Source organism: Arthrobacter sp. TS-15 (genome assembly GCF_006964045.1).
GTDB lineage: Bacteria > Actinomycetota > Actinomycetes > Actinomycetales > Micrococcaceae > Arthrobacter.
In genome coordinates this window covers 1-1,411 of record NZ_SDXQ01000061.1, presented here as the reverse complement: position 1 = coordinate 1,411, position 1,411 = coordinate 1, and the positions used below count along the sequence as shown (strand labels likewise).

Annotated in this window: 1 protein-coding gene; it reads right to left on the bottom strand. The window is 63.9% G+C overall.

The window, feature by feature from the left end:
* Positions 1 to 34 precede the first annotated feature (34 nt).
* Positions 35 to 1,312: an ISL3 family transposase gene (locus EU811_RS21380; protein WP_142940288.1), complete on the bottom strand. Its 1,278-nt coding sequence runs from the start codon at positions 1,310 to 1,312 to the stop codon at positions 35 to 37.
* Positions 1,313 to 1,411: the final 99 nt, after the last annotated feature.

Sequence of the window (1,411 nt, the reverse complement as noted above, 5' to 3'; positions counted from 1 at the left end):
GCGGCTCTTCCACTTTTAGCGTGGCGGCAGGTGTTCAGCATGCTTGTTGGGCTGCTGTGTACAACAATAACCGGAGCCTGTAATGGTCATGGTTCCGATATCCGCGTGCCGCGCGTTTGAGGTTTTTCGCGCTGAGGTTCGCCGCTTCGCTGCGGGCGTTTGTGACCCGTGTCCGGCAGAACGTGAGCAGCTCTCTCCGCCACATCCGCAGGGTCAGAAACAGTGATTTGGCCTCCCGCATCCTGGTTGCTTTCACGGCGTGTTCGAGTTCGGCCCAGGCGCGGTGGAACGCGTCGATGTGATCGGTCTTCAGCAGCTGGCGGACGTGTTCTTTGATGCCCCAGACGACGCCGAGTTCGATGTCGGCAGCGATGATTTCCTGCATCCGTCCGCGCTGGGCGCCGGACATATTTTCCTGATTGCACGTCAGCAGCTTCCGGTATTTCCAGGCCGGATCCGTGGCCCGGCCGCGCCTGCCATGCAGGTCGTGGGCACGGCGCCGCCGGACCTCGGTGACCATCTGATTCGCCCGGGCCACCACATGCCAGTGATCGACGGTGATTGCTGCCTTAGGCAGGGCCTTGCGGACGGCCCGGCGGAACTCGGTGGACATATCCATCGCCACCAGTTCCACCCTGTTCCGCCACCAGCGCGGCCGGGCCCCGAGCCAGTCCCGCACCGCCTGCCCGCGGCGGCCATCCACAATGTCGAGGATGGCCCCGGTATCGAGATCGGTGAACACGATCGACCAGGGCTCGACCCGGGTGACCTTGCCGGAACCGTCCTTCAGGTATCTGACCCGTCGGAAGCGGTGTTCATCCACGCCCAGCCGGCGGACGAGTCTTCGGTCCACGCCCCCGTCCAGGACGGCCGTGTCAGCTGTAACTCGCATGACTGTTGTCCATGACACTCCGGCGGCTGCAGCGACCCGGGAGACGGCACGCAGCTCAGTGGACAGCCCCGTGACAATGCCAGCCACCAGCCTGCTGGTCAGCCGGGACCGCAACGGAATTTCATCTGTGGTCTGCACGAACGACCGCCGCGGACACTCCGGTTCCAAACAGGCCAGACGCCGCTTCCGGACCCGGACTTCCAGCGGCGCTCCGCCGCACTGGACATCCCGGACGCGATGAATCGGGCGGGCCTGGACCCGGGACGACAGCACACCGCAGTCCGGGCAGGCGCCTTCGCGTTCGACGGGTTCGACCAGCACCGCCCGGGTGTCGCCGGCATGCTCGGCGGAGAGCACAACATGGCCCTCCAAATTGAACAGAATCGACGCGGCATCGCACGTCTGCGTAATCTGTAACAAGGCTCGTAGTCCTCAGCAATAGATGTCTCGACAACACCTATGCTCGCAGGGCTACGAGCCCCTTCATTTGAAGGACACCACGCTAAAAGTTGATGAGCC